Origin of the sequence: Streptomyces sp. NPDC007983 (assembly GCF_042958345.1) — a bacterium.
In the GTDB taxonomy this organism is placed as follows: Bacteria; Actinomycetota; Actinomycetes; order Streptomycetales; family Streptomycetaceae; genus Streptomyces.
On record NZ_JBIBJI010000012.1, the window covers coordinates 97,778 to 111,640 of the forward strand.

Annotated in this window: 14 protein-coding genes; 6 read left to right on the forward strand and 8 right to left on the reverse strand. The window is 72.4% G+C overall.

The genetic code is table 11. The features are described 5' to 3' along the window. Positions 1-102: 102 nt before the first annotated feature. Positions 103-1,617: a DUF4331 family protein gene (locus ACFZCY_RS30720; RefSeq protein ID WP_391180421.1), complete on the reverse strand. Its 1,515-nt coding sequence runs from the start codon at positions 1,615-1,617 to the stop codon at positions 103-105. Positions 1,618-1,869: 252 nt separating this feature from the next. Between ACFZCY_RS30720 and ACFZCY_RS30725 the strand changes: the two genes are divergently transcribed. After that, positions 1,870-2,133 carry a hypothetical protein gene (locus ACFZCY_RS30725; protein WP_361490135.1) on the forward strand — a complete coding sequence of 88 codons (264 nt, stop codon included), beginning with the start codon at positions 1,870-1,872 and terminating at the stop codon, positions 2,131-2,133. 172 nt (positions 2,134-2,305) lie between these two features. Here ACFZCY_RS30725 and ACFZCY_RS30730 read toward each other — a convergent pair whose 3' ends face one another. From ACFZCY_RS30730 to hmgA, 3 genes are all read right to left on the reverse strand, one after another. Beyond that, a complete protein-coding gene (locus ACFZCY_RS30730; RefSeq protein ID WP_391180772.1) occupies positions 2,306-3,472 on the reverse strand; it encodes a type ISP restriction/modification enzyme in 1,167 nt (388 codons plus the stop codon). A 129-nt stretch (positions 3,473-3,601) separates the two neighbouring features. Continuing rightward, positions 3,602-4,351, reverse strand: coding sequence for a UTRA domain-containing protein (locus tag ACFZCY_RS30735; protein WP_391180424.1), 750 nt, complete (start codon positions 4,349-4,351; stop codon positions 3,602-3,604). A gap of 41 nt (positions 4,352-4,392) precedes the next feature. Next, positions 4,393-5,730, reverse strand: a complete 1,338-nt coding sequence (hmgA, locus tag ACFZCY_RS30740) for a homogentisate 1,2-dioxygenase (RefSeq protein ID WP_391180426.1) — start codon at positions 5,728-5,730, stop codon at positions 4,393-4,395. A gap of 65 nt (positions 5,731-5,795) precedes the next feature. On the opposite strand from hmgA, the gene ACFZCY_RS30745 reads away from it, so the two are divergent. Then, the gene (locus ACFZCY_RS30745) at positions 5,796-6,440 is read left to right on the forward strand and encodes a TetR family transcriptional regulator (protein WP_391180428.1); all 645 of its coding nucleotides are present in this window, start codon (positions 5,796-5,798) and stop codon (positions 6,438-6,440) included. Between the two features lie 21 nt (positions 6,441-6,461). On the opposite strand, the gene ACFZCY_RS30750 is transcribed toward ACFZCY_RS30745, so the two are convergent. Next, a complete protein-coding gene (locus ACFZCY_RS30750; protein WP_391180431.1) occupies positions 6,462-7,154 on the reverse strand; it encodes an RNase H family protein in 693 nt (230 codons plus the stop codon). A gap of 181 nt (positions 7,155-7,335) precedes the next feature. Between ACFZCY_RS30750 and ACFZCY_RS30755 the strand changes: the two genes are divergently transcribed. The 3 genes from ACFZCY_RS30755 to ACFZCY_RS30765 all read left to right on the forward strand — a co-directional run bounded on the left by ACFZCY_RS30755 (position 7,336) and on the right by ACFZCY_RS30765 (position 11,200). Further along, entirely contained in the window at positions 7,336-8,772 is a 1,437-nt protein-coding gene (locus ACFZCY_RS30755) for a citrate:proton symporter (protein ID WP_391180434.1), read from the forward strand. 80 nt (positions 8,773-8,852) lie between these two features. After that, positions 8,853-10,100 carry an MFS transporter gene (locus ACFZCY_RS30760; protein ID WP_391180776.1) on the forward strand — a complete coding sequence of 416 codons (1,248 nt, stop codon included), beginning with the start codon at positions 8,853-8,855 and terminating at the stop codon, positions 10,098-10,100. Next, complete coding sequence (locus ACFZCY_RS30765) at positions 10,097-11,200, forward strand: zinc-binding dehydrogenase (protein ID WP_391180436.1); 1,104 nt, start codon at positions 10,097-10,099, stop codon at positions 11,198-11,200. The genes ACFZCY_RS30760 and ACFZCY_RS30765 overlap by 4 nt, the downstream gene beginning before the upstream one ends. Here the strand turns inward: ACFZCY_RS30765 and ACFZCY_RS30770 are convergent. Next, complete coding sequence (locus ACFZCY_RS30770) at positions 11,197-11,718, reverse strand: DUF402 domain-containing protein (RefSeq protein WP_391180439.1); 522 nt, start codon at positions 11,716-11,718, stop codon at positions 11,197-11,199. The genes ACFZCY_RS30765 and ACFZCY_RS30770 overlap by 4 nt on opposite strands. An 81-nt stretch (positions 11,719-11,799) precedes the next feature. Between ACFZCY_RS30770 and ACFZCY_RS30775 the strand changes: the two genes are divergently transcribed. Beyond that, positions 11,800-12,447 carry a TetR family transcriptional regulator gene (locus ACFZCY_RS30775; protein ID WP_391180441.1) on the forward strand — a complete coding sequence of 216 codons (648 nt, stop codon included), beginning with the start codon at positions 11,800-11,802 and terminating at the stop codon, positions 12,445-12,447. Here ACFZCY_RS30775 and ACFZCY_RS30780 read toward each other — a convergent pair. Together ACFZCY_RS30780 and ACFZCY_RS30785 are read right to left on the reverse strand one after the other, a co-directional pair. Then, on the reverse strand, positions 12,438-12,899 hold the full coding sequence (locus ACFZCY_RS30780) for a MaoC/PaaZ C-terminal domain-containing protein (RefSeq protein ID WP_391180443.1): 462 nt from the start codon (positions 12,897-12,899) through the stop codon (positions 12,438-12,440). The two genes, ACFZCY_RS30775 and ACFZCY_RS30780, sit on opposite strands and share 10 nt — an antisense overlap. 169 nt (positions 12,900-13,068) lie before the next feature. Then, positions 13,069-13,686, reverse strand: a complete 618-nt coding sequence (locus ACFZCY_RS30785; RefSeq protein WP_391180445.1) for a hypothetical protein — start codon at positions 13,684-13,686, stop codon at positions 13,069-13,071. Between the last annotated feature and the right edge of the window lie 177 nt (positions 13,687-13,863).

Genomic DNA, 13,863 nt, shown 5'->3' on the forward strand with positions numbered 1-13,863 from the left:
TTCGCCGGGACGGTGGAGAGGGGGCGCGGTCCACACGGCTGGGAGCGTGCGATGGGGGCGGGACCGCGCCCGCGGGGTGGTGCGAGTGGCGACGGGCGCTGGTCAGTGCCGGCGCGCGCGGGCGGGACGGCGCGACTTGCGCATCCAGAGCAGGCCGAGGCCCAGCAGCAGTACGGCGCCACCGCCGGCCGCCGCGGACCCGGCGAGCATCATCGTGTCCTCGGAGGAGCCACCGATGCCCGAGCCGCCCTCCAGCAGGGACGAACCGGCGCTCTTCGAGACGGCCTTGGCGTCCGAACCGGAGCTGGGCAGCGCGAGGAACGGGAAGGCGCCGTAGAACTCCTGGTCGTTCTTGTCGACCGCGTCGCCCAGGTCGTTCTTCTTGCCCAGCAGTTCGCCCTCCACGGCCTGCAGCGAGATGTCCAGGACGTCGTCGAGCGGCCGCCGCCCGTTGGGGAACCCGGCGTTGTCGCCGTCGAGCACGCCCAGCCGCTTGGGGTCCTTGGCGGGCTCGATGGAGGTGTTGAGCCGCAGCATCTCCGAGGGGCGGACGTGCGGCGGCTGGTTGAGCTTCGGCACACCGGTCAGGAAGACCTGCACGAGGTCGTTACGCGGGGTGTCCGGGGCCTCGATCTTGTAGATCTGCTCGATCAGCTTGGGGAGCTCGGGGTCCTGGACGGCCCCCGCGAACTGCCCGTCGTCCCACGGGGCCGAGGCGTTGAACTTGTCCTTGTCCTTGCGCGGGATGACGACCTCGTTGACCAGCGGGTTGCCGAGCCGGGAGACCTGCGCCCAGCCGCCGCGCGCGGTCTTGCGGTGGACGGTGGACCACACGCCGATCACCGGCTGGTCCTTGGACTCGACCAGCGCCTTGGTCGGCACCTCGAGGGCGAGGGACTGGACGTTGTATCCCTTGAGGGTGTCGTTGCCGATCTCGGACATGTCGCCGCCGTAGAGCAGGTCGAAGACGCGCAGATCGGCGAAGAAGGGGTCGTCGGCCTGACCGGCGAAGCTGGTCGAGCCGCCGCTGTAGCCGATTTCCTGCACGGCCTGGTCGCGGAGCTTCTTGTAGTCGGGCATGGACGCCTTGCCGACGTTCGACGGGGCGACCGGCAGGTCGTCGGCGAGCTTGGCCCGGGCGACGGCCCGCTGGTTCTTCAGCTTGAAGACCTCGAGGTCGTAGCTCTGGGTGAAGTTGAGGTCCGGGTCGTCGAGCGAGTCGACCGGGCCGGTGTTGTAGAGGAACGTGTCCCCGTTCTTCAGGTGGTCCTTGAACGTCCAGCGGAAGAGCAGATCGCCCTGGCCGTCGCCGTCGTTGTCGATGTGCAGGTCGTATCGGGCGTCCGTGCCGAACTTGTAGAAGTTCGGGCCGCCGGCCGGGTCCTGGAACGGCAGGAAGTTCGTTATCAGGGTGGTCTTGTCCGGCTTGTCGGGGCTTTGGAACGCGTACACGTCCGTCGCGTCGTACTGCGGCTGCCCCGAGATCAGTGGTGCCTCGCGGTGGCTGGAGGCTTCGGCCGTCTGCGGCTGCAGCGCCGCCACCCCGGCGGCCGTGAGCGCGCCCGCGGCCAGCGAGCAGCAGACGAGCCCGGCCAAGCTCCTGGTGATTGCGGTCATCGTGTCGGTCCTTCGCACCTTGCCGGATGTTCCTTCATGCGGCTATTCGGGGCGGAGGGCCGAATGGCTTGGCGCGTTCTGTAATTTGTCACGAAACGCAAAGGGGCTCCCACCGGGGCCGATCTTCACTGTATGGGCGTCAACACCCTTGACGTGGTGGTGAATCAGCGACCTGGGATGCGCGGGTGACGGTTCGGGGAGGTAGGGTTACTCTGCCCGGGGCGGGTGCCCTCGTACGGGTGGGGAGTGACAATGGAGCAGATAACGGTACGCAGCAGGCCTCGAGTGCCTGCCATTCATTGCGGGAGCGGAGCGTCCAGCGCGCGCCTCGACCGCCATCTCGCGGTGCTGGGCGGCCCGGCCGTCCCAGAGCGGGAGGCCGAGGGCGCGACGGTGCTGATGCAGGAGCTGATCGCGCGCGATCACGCACGCGCGAAGAACAACCGGGGCGCCCGGGTGTCGCTGTTCGCGCCGCTGCGCCGGCTGCGGCGTTCGCTGTTCGGCAACCACGCCTGACCCACCGCGCCCGACCGCCCCTGCCAGGCGCGTCACACCCGCGCGCCCCAGCGCATCCGCATCCCGGGCAGGCACCGGACGCACCGGCCCGCTCCAGCCGGTGCTCCGTGCTGTGAGGTACGGCACACCGTCGGCTTCCCGGGATGCGCGGCGCCCCGCGTCGTAGCGCTGGTCACAGCAGCGCGAACTGGCCCTCCGGCCCCTCCTCCTGGTGATCCAGCACGGACGCCGGGCGGCGGGCCGCGGCGGGCACCGGCAGCACCCCGGCGGCGCGCAGCTCCTCCGGCCCGACCAGCGGCCCTCCGGCCACCCGGTCGGCCAGCGCCTCCCGGGCCGGGCGCAGCTCGGCGAGCAGCGCCAGCACGGTGATCAGCTCCAGCAGCTCGGAGGTCCAGGCCCGCGGCCACCCGGCCGGTGCGCCGACCGCCTCCAGCGTGCCCGGTTCGGCACCCGCCGTACGCCGCTCGAACCACGCCTCCAGCACCCGCACCCCGCCCGCGTGGGCCTCCCACGCGGCCCGCGGTACGGGGGAGATGCGCCCCGCGCCCAGATACAGGGCCGCCTCGTCCGGGTCGTAACCGATCGTGTCCGGCATCCCGCGCTCGGGCAGCGCGGCGCGCACATACGGGCGCTGGCCGCCCGGCATGCGCGGGCGCTCACCACTGTGCGTCCCGCGCGTGTGCAGCCACAGCGCACGGCGGCCCAGCTCCACGCCCGTCTCCCAGGTTTCGGGATCGGCGGTCAGCGGTACGGCGCACGGCGCGCCCCGGTGCGCGGCGGCGGCCCAGGCGAGGAAGTCCTCGGCGGCGACCGGCCGCCCGAGCCGCTCACCGAGGTGGTCGAGCAGTCCCGGCGCGAGATTGGGCTCGCGTCCGCCGGGACGGCGGTACAGCGGGCGGATGTGCCCGGGGCGCCCGGCGGGGGAGTGGCCGTCCGGCAGCAGCGCCGAGAAGGTGAGCGCCGGGTCGGGGTCGGGCCCGCCCGCCTCCACCACATGGATCTGCCGGTCGTCCGCGACCCGCCACAGCTCGGGGCGCGCGGCGTCGAGCAGCCGGTGATCCGGTATCAGCCACAGCTGGTCGAACGGCCCGTGCGCGATCCGCACCGGCTCCGGACACGGCCCGTCCTCGCGGGCCAGCCGGGTGGTCGAGGTGGCCTGGCCGGGCAGCTGGCTCACGGAGGTGTGCGGCGTACGGGCGCGGCTCGGCCGGAAGAGCGCCGCCCGCTCCGCCTCGTCCCCGGCGCCCACCAGCCGCGCCCAGCGGGCCCGCAGCGCCCCCTCGTCCGGCCCCACGACCCAGCCCCGCCCGAACCGTGGCGGCCGCACGGACCAGGGCATGAGATCCGCCAGCAGCGATGCGTCTCGGGTAGCCGTCACCCTGCCGCCTTTCACCCGGCACGTACGTCGGTCAGCCAACGCATCGTAGCTGTGTCTTCGGGGCTCGGTTCGCCGTGCCGCATGCCGCGGTCAGTCGGCGTGGACCGTCACCGAGAACGAGAAGCGGTCGCCGCGGTAGTGGATGCGGGCCACGTCGACCACGCGGCCCGTGTCGTCGTACGTCACCCCCGTGTAGTGGAGGATCGGGCTGAGCAGCGGGATCTGGAGGAGGCGGGCGGTCTCCGGGTCGGCCAGGCGCGCTTCCACGGTGTCGGTGATGCGGCTGATCCGTACCCCCACCGCGTCCCGCAACACCTTCGTCATCGGCCAGCGCGCCAGGTCGGCGAGGTCGATGCGGGCGGCGAGTTCGGGGCGGACCAGGTTCTCGGCCCAGTTCGTGGGCTCGTCGCCGCGCTCGTCCCGGCGCAGCCTGCGGTAGGAGGCGGCCTCCTCCAGACCGGGGAAGTACCCGGCCAGTTCCGCCGGGACCGGCGCCGGGCCGTGCTCCAGCACCGTGGTCCGCTCGCCGGACTGCTGGGCCACGATCGCGTCCACCGAGCCCAGCAGCCGCACCGGTGTGCCGCGCCGCGCGCTGGGTTCGATGAAGGTGCCGCGCCGCCGGTGGCGGCTGATCAGGCCCTCCGACTCCAGCTCCTTCAGCGCCTGCCGCATGGTGAGGACGCTGACGCCGTAGTGCTCGGCGAGCCGGTCCTCGGTCGGCAGCCGCAGCGGCTCATCGGGCCCGCGGCCGAGTATGGAGGCGCGCAGCGACTGCGAGACCTGGTACCAGAGCGGCAGCTTGCGGTTGAGGGCGAGGGAGTCGGGGGCGAAGGTGGTCACGACGCGGCTCTCCGGTAACGGTCACAGCGGGCCTGACGGCATCACGCGCGGAAGTGGCGCTCCAGACCCTGCCACACCGCGTCATACGCCCCCTGGAGCCGGTCCGACTCCAGCGCCTGCCGGGTGGCCGTCACCGGCCACCGCGTCTCGAACATGAAGGCCAGCCCGTCGTCCAGCTTCCGGGGCGTCAGCTCGGCCGCGCTCGCCGCCTCGAAGGTGTCGTGGTCGGGGCCGTGCGCCGACATCATGTTGTGCAGCGAGCCGCCGCCCGGTACGAAGCCGCCCGGACCGGCCGTCTTGGCGTCGTACGCGCCCTCGATCAGGCCCATGTACTCGCTCATCACATTGCGGTGGAAGTACGGCGGCCGGAAGGTGTCCTCGCCGACCAGCCAGCGCGGCGCGAAGACCACGAAGTCGACGCCCGCGAGCCCGGGGGTGTCGGACGGCGAAGTGAGCACCGTGAAGATGGACGGGTCGGGGTGGTCGTAGCTGATGGTGCCCATGACGTTGAAACGCCGCAGGTCGTACACGTACGGCACATGGTTGCCGTGCCAGGCGACGACGTCGAGCGGGGAGTGGTCGTACGTCGCGGCCCACAGGTTGCCGCAGAACTTGCTGACCACCTCCACCGGCCGCTCCACGTCCTCGTACGCGGCGACCGGGGCCAGGAAGTCGCGGGCGTTGGCCAGCCCGTTGGCGCCGATCGGGCCGAGTTCGGGGAGGACGAAGGGGCGGCCGTAGTTCTCGCAGACGTATCCGCGGACGCACGGATCCAGCGGCTCGACCCGGAACCGCACCCCGCGCGGGATGAGCGCGACATGGCCCGGATCGGCGCGCAGCAGCCCCAGCTCGGTGCGGAGCAGCAGCCCGCCGCGCTCGGGGACGATCAGCAGCTCGCCGTCCGCGTCGCTGAAGACCCGGTCGGTCATGGGCGCGTTGGCGACGTAGAGGTGGATCGCCATGCCGGTGCGCTGCGCGGCGTCCCCGTTGCCGCCCAGCGTCCACAGGCCGGAGAGGAAGTCGGTGGGGGCGGCGGGCTCCGGCAGCGGGTCCCAGCGCAGCCGGTTGGGGTCGGGGGTGGAGTCGGTGAAGGGGGCGCCGCCCAGGGTGCCGTTGTCGACGCGGACGAACGGCGGGTGCGCGGCCGAGGGGCGGATGCGGTACAGCCAGGAGCGGCGGTTGTGGGCGCGCGGCTCGGTGAAGGCGGTGCCGCTCAGCTGCTCCGCGTACAGCCCGAGCGGGGCGCGCTGGGGCGCGTTGCGGCCGACGGGCAGCGCGCCGGGGACCGCCTCGCTGCTGTGCTCGTTGCCGAACCCGGAGGCGTAGAGCAGCTCTTCGGCCGCCTTGCGTGCTCGCTCGATCCCCGTGCCCTCGCCCATGGCGTGCTCCCGACGCTCCGACGAATCCTCTGTCCGACCATAGGAATCGAAGACGGGGTACGTCAATGATCGGGCAGGATGGTGGCGTGCCCATACCGCCTCTCCGCCGCCCACCGGTCCAGCGCCGCAGCGCCGAACGCCTCGGCCGGATCCTCGACGCCTGCGCCGAGCTGCTCGACGAGATGAGCTATGAGCAGCTGAGCACCCGCGCGGTAGCCGAACGCGCCCAGGTGCCCATCGGCTCCGTCTACCGCTTCTTCTCCAACAAACGGGCGATGGCCGAGGCCCTGGCCCACCGCAACCTCGACGAGTACACCGCGCGCATCACCCGCCGGCTGGCCGGGGCCGGGCCGGGCGAGGGCGACTGGCGCGCGGCGATGGACGTCGTCGTGGACGAGTATCTGGAGATGAAGCGCGGCGCGCCGGGCTTCGCGCTCATCGAGTTCGGCAGGCCGGTCCCGGCGACCGGCCTGCCCGACCAGCCCAACCACCTGGTGGCCGACCGGCTCCGCGCCATCCTCGCCGAACCCCTCGGCATCGACGGCACCGCCGAGGCCGACGAGCGCCTGCGGGTCGCCTTCCTGCTCGCGGTCGAGACGGCCGACGCCCTGCTCCGGCTCGCCTTCCGGGTCGACCCGGAGGGCGACCCGGCGGTCGTGGCCGAGACGAAGGAGCTGCTGCGGGCGTATCTGGCGCGCGTGCTGGACTGAGGGGGCGTCCTGCCCGGTGTCCTATCCGGCCGTCTTGGCCCCGGTCGCGCAGGCGGGGTGGCCCCAGCCGTCGGGGTTCTTCGCGATGAGCTCGCCCTTGGCGTACGGCTGGCCGCAGCGGCAGCGGCCGGGGAACTTCGCCTTGATCGAACCACCGCCCGAGCGGGCGGCGGCCCGCGGGCGCGTCGGGCGGCTGCGGCTCGCCGTGCGGGGGGCCGTCTGGGGCTCCGGCGGCGGCAGGGCGGAGCCGAGCGAGGTTCCGGCGGCCTGCTGGGTGCGGGCCGTGTGGCTGGCGGCCGCGTCAGCGGCGGCGTTGAAGGGGTCGCCGTCGACCTGGTGTGCGGGAACGTAGACGAAATCGACGGTGCGGCCGTCCAGCAGTTCGTCGATGCGCACCACGAGGTCCCGGTTGGCCACCGGTGAGCCGGAGGAGGTCTTCCAGCCCTTCCTCCGCCACCCGGGCAGCCAGGTGGTGACGGCCTTCATCGCGTACTGGGAGTCCATCCGCACCTGCAGCGGCGCGGCCGGGTCGGTGGCCTCCAGCAGCTCTCGAAGCGCGGTCAGCTCGGCCACGTTGTTGGTGGCGTTGCCCAGGGGGCCGGCTTCCCAGCGCTCCACCTCGCTTCCGCTCCCGGCGATGACCCATGCCCAGGCCGCGGGCCCGGGGTTCCCCTTCGACGCCCCGTCACACGCGGCGATGATCTGCTCAGCCATGCCCCGATACTGTCATCGCTTCCCTCGTGCTCAGTGCCGCGCCGGCCGCCCACGGGTACTGACCTGGGGTTTTGCGCTTATTGCTCACACGTCAAGACCTTGTTAACGCCAAGTTGCGCCACCTAACGTCGCCCCGACCGCCAAATCTGGGGGAGTTCAAAGGCGAACGTGAGGTAGCCACATGCTGACAATCCTCGGTTTCGTCATGATCGCAACATTCCTTGTTTTGATCATGATGAAAAAGATGTCCCCGATGGGCGCGCTGGTGCTCATCCCGGCGCTCTTCTGCGTCCTCGTCGGGAAGGGGGCGCACCTCGGGGACTACGTCCTCGACGGCGTCGGGGATCTGGCGCCCACCGCGGCCATGCTGATGTTCGCGATCATCTACTTCGGGGTGATGATCGACGTCGGCCTCTTCGACCCGATCGTCCGCGTCATCCTGCGGTTCTGCAAAGCGGACCCGATGCGGGTCGTGGTCGGCACCGCGGTGCTCGCGGCGATCGTCTCCCTCGACGGCGACGGTTCCACCACCTTCATGATCACGGTGTCGGCCATGGTGCCGCTCTACCGGAAGCTGAAGATGAGCCTGGTCGTGATGACCGGTGTCGCCGCCATGGCCAACGGTGTCATGAACACGCTCCCCTGGGGCGGTCCCACCGCCCGCGCCGCCGCCGCGCTCAAGGTCGACGCGAGCGACATCTTCGTCCCGATGATCCCCGCCCTCGCGGTCGGTCTGCTCTTCGTCTTCGCCCTCTCGTACGGCCTCGGGCTGCGCGAGCGCAAGCGCCTCGGCGTGCTGACGCTCGACGAGGTCACCGAGGGCGACCCGGAGACGGTGCTCGTCGGCGCGGGTGCGGGAGCCGAGGGCGCCAAGGGCGCGGGCAAGCGTGTCGGCCTGGGCAAGCGCACCGGCGGTGCCGGTGGCGGTACGGACGCCGAGGCCCCCGCGGGCGGCCCGGCCGAGGCCGACGACGAGTTCAAGGGCCTCGACCCGAACCGCGCCACCCTGCGCCCCAAGCTCTACTGGTTCAACGCGGCGCTCACCGTCACCCTGCTGGCCCTGATGATCACCGAGACGCTGGACATCCCGGTCCTCTTCCTGCTGGCCGCCGCCGTCGCGCTCACCGTCAACTTCCCGCGCATCGCCGACCAGAAGGCCCGGATCGCCGCCCACGCCGAGAACGTCGTCAACGTCTCCGGCATGGTCTTCGCCGCGGCCGTCTTCACCGGCGTCCTCACCGGCACCGGCATGGTCGAGCACATGGCCCGCTGGCTGGTCGACGGCGTCCCCGACGCCATGGGCCCGCAGATGGGCCTGGTCACCGGCGTGCTGTCGATCCCGCTCACGTACTTCATGTCCAACGACGGCTTCTACTTCGGCATCGTGCCGATCCTCGCCGAGGCCGGTCACGCCCACGGCGTCGGCGCACTGGAGATCGCCCGCGCCTCGCTCGTCGGCCAGGCCCTGCACATGTCGAGCCCGCTGGTCCCCGCCGTCTACGTGCTCGTCGGCATGGCCAAGGTCGAATTCGGCGACCACACCCGCTTCACGGTGAAGTGGGCGGTGCTCACCTCCCTGGTGGTGCTGGCCGCCGGACTGGCGTTCGGCATCATCTGACCGTGACGACTTCGGAGCCCGGTAGGGGCTGGCTGCTGCGCCTGGTCATCGCCTTCTCCTTCGCGCAGGGGGCGGTGAACATGGCGAGACCGGCCGTCTCCTACCGGGCTCTCGCGCTGGGCGCCGACGCCCGCGCGGTCGGGGTGATCGCGGGCGTCTACGCGCTGCTGCCGCTGTTCGCCGCCGTACCGCTCGGGCGGCGCACCGACCACGGCCGGTGCGCTCCGCTGCTGCCGGTCGGCGTGGTGCTCATCGCCGCCGGATGCGGACTCAGCGGCACGGCGGACTCGCTGCCCGCCATGGCCGCGTGGAGTGGGGTGATGGGACTTGGTCATCTGTCATTCGTCATCGGTGCGCAGTCACTCGTCGCCCGTCAGAGCGCCCCGGCCGACCAGGACCGCAACTTCGGCCACTTCACCGTCGGCGCCTCGCTCGGCCAGCTCATCGGGCCGATCGCCGCCGGGCAGCTCGTCTCCGGCCACGACGGCGCGCTGGCCCGCACCAGCGCCGCCGCGCTCTTCGTCGCCGCCGTCGTCGCGGCCTGTTCGTTCACCTCGCTGTGGCGGATCGAGCACCGCCCGCCCGAGGGGTGGGCGAAGAAGCCCGCCGAGGCGTCCCCCGGCCGGCGGGTGCCGGTGTTCCGCATCCTGCGCACCCGCGGGGTCGCCTCCGGCATCTTCATCAGCCTCGCCGTGCTGTCCGCCACCGACGTCCTGACCGCCTATCTGCCCGTCGTCGGTGAACAGCGCGCCATCTCGCCCGCCGTCGTCGGCCTGCTGCTCAGCCTGCGCGCCGCCGCCACCGTCGCCTGCCGCCTGGTGATGACCCCGATGATCCGGGTGCTGGGCCGCACCGTGCTGATGGCCGTCAGCTGTCTGGGCGCCGGGCTGCTGTGCGCGGCCGTCGCCCTGCCGGTGCCCGCCTGGGCGCTCGGCGTGCTGCTCGCCGCGCTCGGCTTCTGCCTCGGCGTCGGCCAGCCGCTGTCCATGACCACGGTCGTCCAGGCCGCGCCCGACCAGGCGCGCAGCACCGCCCTCGCGCTGCGGCTCACCGGCAACCGCCTCGGCCAGGTCGCCGCGCCCGCCTCGGCCGGACTGCTCGCCGGACTCGCGGGCACCGCCGCCCCCTTCGTCATGCTCGGCGTGCTGCTGCTCGCCTCGGCGGCGATAGCCGTACGGCCCCTGCGGCGGGCCCCCGGCGCGGTGACCCTCCCGGCGGCGCGCGACCCCCGGCGCGGGCCTGGGGCGGAGCGGAGCGCGGTTTCGGGGAGGTACGGGCCGGGGGAGGAAACCTCGGCCCGCACCGACCCCGAGGAGCCCACACCATGACCCGCGCCGCCGTCCTCCCCTCCCTCCGCACGCCGCTGCGCGTCCAGGACATCGACATCCCCGAGCCCGGACCGGCACACGTGCGGGTGCGGCTCGCCGCGGCCGGGGTGTGCCACTCGGATCTGTCGCTGTCCGACGGAACGCTCCGCCAGCCCGTCCCCGCCGTCCTCGGCCACGAGGGCTCGGGCACCGTCACGGCGGTCGGCGACGGCGTGACGGGGATCGCCCCGGGTGACTCCGTGATCCTCAACTGGGCCCCGTCCTGCGGGAGATGCCACTACTGCGGGCTCGGCGAGCCCTGGCTGTGCGCCAGGGCCGGGGACGCCGCGGCGCTGCCGTACGCCACGCTCACCGCCGACGGCCGCGCGCTGTACCCGGGGCTGGGCACGGCCGCGTTCGCCGAGGAGACCGTCGTACCGGCGCACGCCGTGCTCCCCCTGCCGGACGGCGTACCGCTCACCGACGCCGCGCTGCTGGGGTGCGCGGTGCTCACCGGGTACGGCGCCGTCCACCACAGCGCGCGGGTGCGCCCCGGCGAGTCCGTCGCCGTCTTCGGCGTCGGCGGGGTCGGCCTCGCCGCGCTCCAGGCGGCGCGCATCGCGGGTGCCGGGGCGATCGTCGCGGTGGACGTGTCACCGGAGAAGGAGGCACTGGCCCGGGCGGCGGGCGCGACCGAGTTCGTCGTCACCGGTGACGGTGACGGTGACCGTGACGCCGCCCCGGCCAAGCGGATCCGCGCCCTCACCGGCGGCCATGGCGCCGACGTCGCCGTCGAATGCGTCGGCCGCGCCGACACCATCCGCACCGCCTGGTCCGCCACCCGCCGCGGCGGCCGGACGACCGTCGTCGGCATCGGCGGCAAGGACCAGCAGGTCACCTTCTCGGCGCTGGAGCTGTTCTACTTCGGCCGTACCCTCTCCGGCTGCGTCTACGGCAACAGCGACCCCGCCCGCGACCTCCCCGTCCTGGCCGACCACATCCGCGCGGGACGGCTCGACCTGTCGGCCATGGTGACCGAACGGATCGGCCTGGACGGCATCCCGGCGGCCTTCGACGCGATGCTCGCGGGACGCGGAGGGCGGGCCCTCGTGGTTTTCTAAGCGGCGTGCCCGTCCGCCACCATCGCCAGCCAGGGCCGGTACGCCTCCCCGAACGGTTCGGTGCCGCCCTTGACCGCCTCCATCAGCCACCGCCCGGCCGCCTCCGCCCGCGCGATGACGTCCGCCGGATACCCGTACCGCACCTGGTGCTCCGCGAACTCGTCCTCGTCCACCAGCAGGGTCGCCCCGTCGGCCCGCTTCCGGAGCACGTCCAGATCCAGGTCGACCATGGTGACCTCGTCCGGGGAGACCCACTCCACCGGAGTGGTGATGTCGCAGTACACCTCGGTCGGGCGCGGCGGGGCGTTGAACACGGCCGTCCACCACGTCCCGCGCGGGAAGAGGATCACGTGCGCGCACTCGATGGGCACCTCGGGGCCGTACCCCTTACGCGTCACCGAGTTGGCGGGCAGCCCCAGCCAGACCCCGTGTTCGTCCTCACCCAGCCTGCGCATGCGCATGTTCCAGTGCAGAGATCCGTCGTACTTCCGGTAGTTGACCTGGACCAAAGACGCCATGGGGCGATCCTAGCCTCCGCCGGAACCCCGCCCCGAGCCGTGTCCTAAGCGCTTGCTCACCCTCCGTGTAGGGTGTCCGCCATGGACGTGGAGCGCAAGAACGCCGGGGGACGGGCCGAGGCGTGGGGGGACATTACGCCGGACGCGGCCCGGCGGCTGGTGAGTGCCGCCGTGCACGCCTTCGCCGAGCGGGGCTATCACGCCACCACCACGCGGGACATCGCCGGGCGCGCCGGGATGAGCCCGGCCGCCCTCTACATCCACTACAAGACCAAGGAAGAGCTGCTCTACCAGATCAGCAAGGTCGGCCACCGGCTGGCGCTGGACATCCTGGAGGAGGCGCGGGACGGGGGCGGAACACCCGCCGAGCGGCTGGCCGCCGCGGTGCGGGGATTCGTGCGGTGGCACGCGGAGCACCATACGACCGCGCGGGTCGTGCAGTACGAGCTGGGCGCGCTCGGGGAGGAGCACCACGCCGAGGTCATCGCCATGCGCCGGGACACGGACGCGGCGGTGCGCTCGATCATCGAGGACGGGGTGCGGGCGGGCGACTTCGACGTGCCGGACGTACGCGGCACCACGGTCGCGGTGTTGTCGCTGTGCATCGACGTCGCCCGCTGGTTCAACGCGCGGGGGCGCAGCACCCCCGACGAGGTCGGTGACCTCTACGCCGGGCTGGTGCTGCGCATGGTCGGCGCGGAAGGCGCGGACGGCAGGGGTCAGAGGTAGAAGCGGGACACCGTCTCCGCCACGCAGGCCGGTTTGGCGCCGCCCTCGCTCTCGACGGTGACCGTGAGCGTCAGCTGGATTCCGTCCTTCACCTCGGCCACCTCGGCGATGCGGCCCGTGGCGCGCAGCCGGGAGCCGACCGGGACGGGGGAGGGGAAGCGGACCTTGTTGGTGCCGTAGTTGACGCCCATCCGCACGCCCTCGACGCGCAGCAGCTGCGGGCTGAAGTACGGCAGCAGGGACAGGGTCAGATAGCCGTGGGCGATGGTCGTGCCGAAGGGGCCGGCGGCGGCCTTCTCGGCGTCGACGTGGATCCACTGGTGGTCGCCGGTCGCCTCGGCGAACTGGTCGATCCGCTTCTGGTCGATCTCCAGCCAGTCGCTGGGGCCGAGTTCCTCACCGACCGCGGCGCGCAGTTCGTCGGGTGAGGTGAAGATCCTGGGCTCTGCCATGTGTGCTGCCTCCCGGGCGACTCGCGATGCGGCTAAGCGACTGCTCAGCATGCTCGGGTGGCCAGGCTCCTGTCAACGCGCCGTGCGCGGCCCCCCATGGTGGAGCCACTGTTCGGGGCGCGCCCGCCGGGCACCGGCGAGCGCGCCCCCGGCCCGGGGCCGGGCAGCCTCAGGCCGCCGCGTACCGCGTCACCGTCGCGCAGCCGGCGCGCCGGGAGGCCGCCAGCGCCTCGGTGGTGAGCAGCGGGACCGGCACCACGATGCCGCAGTCCTCGCAGACCGGTCCGGCCGCGGGATAGCGGTCCAGGTCCTCGCGCCAGACCAGCCGTTCCTGGGCGCAGACCGGGCAGGCCGATCCCGGGCCCGCTTCCATGGCGACGATCAGCCGCCGCAGGACGTCGGCGAGGCGGCCGTCGGGGTGGGTCGAGGGAGATTCGCACGGCATGATGTCGCAACCGCCCCAGGTGCGCAGGTGCCAGTCGTCGACGGCGCTGGGCTGCCGGATGCCGTGGTGTTTCTCCAGCCTGCGCCGGGCGGCGAAGTCCGCCTCGTACGCGAGCCACAGGGTGCGGGCCTCCTCGAGTTCTTCGAGTGCCGTGATCAAACGTGTGGGTTCAGGCTGACGGTCCTCCGGGATGATCCCGGTCCTGGCGCACAGATGGTGCCAGGTCGCCCGGTGCCCGTACGGCGCGAACCGTTCCAGGCATTTGCGCAGCGAGGTGCGCCGGGCGGTGACGTGTCTGCGTGGATTGCGAACCTCTCGTGCGAGTGCTCTGAAACCGGCCACTTCTTACCACCTCCGCGAGTGCGGACCCGACTCGTTGTCGAATGGACGTAACGCAGCGCGATCCGGATCCATCGTGTTTCCAGAAACTCGCGAAGCAATCGGAACAAGGAAGTTGACGGCCGCTCATCTTCCGGCGTTGTTGTACCGCCGGTAACCTCCCCCTCAACTGCATCCGGG

Excerpts from the sequence above, each read along its gene's own strand:
- ACFZCY_RS30765 (WP_391180436.1), top strand. The coding sequence starts at position 10,097 with ATGACCCGCGCCGCCGTCCTCCCCTCCCTCCGCACGCCGCTGCGCGTC.
- ACFZCY_RS30750 (WP_391180431.1), bottom strand. The coding sequence starts at position 7,154 with ATGGCTGAGCAGATCATCGCCGCGTGTGACGGGGCGTCGAAGGGGAAC.
- ACFZCY_RS30780 (WP_391180443.1), bottom strand. The coding sequence starts at position 12,899 with ATGGCAGAGCCCAGGATCTTCACCTCACCCGACGAACTGCGCGCCGCG.
- ACFZCY_RS30770 (WP_391180439.1), bottom strand. The coding sequence starts at position 11,718 with ATGGCGTCTTTGGTCCAGGTCAACTACCGGAAGTACGACGGATCTCTG.
- ACFZCY_RS30760 (WP_391180776.1), top strand. The coding sequence starts at position 8,853 with ATGGCGAGACCGGCCGTCTCCTACCGGGCTCTCGCGCTGGGCGCCGAC.
- ACFZCY_RS30775 (WP_391180441.1), top strand. The coding sequence starts at position 11,800 with ATGGACGTGGAGCGCAAGAACGCCGGGGGACGGGCCGAGGCGTGGGGG.
- ACFZCY_RS30720 (WP_391180421.1), bottom strand. The coding sequence starts at position 1,617 with ATGACCGCAATCACCAGGAGCTTGGCCGGGCTCGTCTGCTGCTCGCTG.
- ACFZCY_RS30755 (WP_391180434.1), top strand. The coding sequence starts at position 7,336 with ATGCTGACAATCCTCGGTTTCGTCATGATCGCAACATTCCTTGTTTTG.
- ACFZCY_RS30725 (WP_361490135.1), top strand. The coding sequence starts at position 1,870 with ATGGAGCAGATAACGGTACGCAGCAGGCCTCGAGTGCCTGCCATTCAT.
- ACFZCY_RS30730 (WP_391180772.1), bottom strand. The coding sequence starts at position 3,472 with ATGCCCTGGTCCGTGCGGCCGCCACGGTTCGGGCGGGGCTGGGTCGTG.
- hmgA (WP_391180426.1), bottom strand. The coding sequence starts at position 5,730 with ATGGGCGAGGGCACGGGGATCGAGCGAGCACGCAAGGCGGCCGAAGAG.
- ACFZCY_RS30745 (WP_391180428.1), top strand. The coding sequence starts at position 5,796 with ATGATCGGGCAGGATGGTGGCGTGCCCATACCGCCTCTCCGCCGCCCA.